Genomic DNA, 244 nt, shown 5'->3' with positions numbered 1-244 from the left:
CCGTGCCGTTGGCGAGTTCCGGTGCCATCATCCACCGCGAGCTTATCGCCAAGCCCAATCCGCCGATCACCGCTTCGCGCACGCCCTCGGCCGCGCTGAACGAAAGCCGTGTGGGGATGCGCACTGAGGTATCGACCGCTCCGCGCCGGAACCGCCATTCCTCGGCCCCCAAACCTTGGGTGTATACGATCGCCCTGTGGGCGCGCAGGTCCGTCGGCGATGCCGGAGTGCCCATTCGTTCGAG

The 244-nt window shown here is 67.2% G+C and carries 1 protein-coding gene; it reads right to left on the bottom strand.

Going from position 1 to position 244, the window contains the following annotated elements; genetic code table 11:
* On the bottom strand, positions 1 to 244 hold a 244-nt coding region (locus tag LD028_RS09345; protein ID WP_237811655.1), incomplete at both ends, for a LysR substrate-binding domain-containing protein.

It is taken from the genome of Anoxybacillus sp. LAT27, from assembly GCF_022030075.1.
GTDB lineage: Bacteria > Bacillota > Bacilli > Bacillales > Anoxybacillaceae > Anoxybacillus > Anoxybacillus kestanbolensis.
Note: the sequence above shows the minus strand (reverse complement) of the source record. Positions and strands in the feature narration are given on the sequence as shown.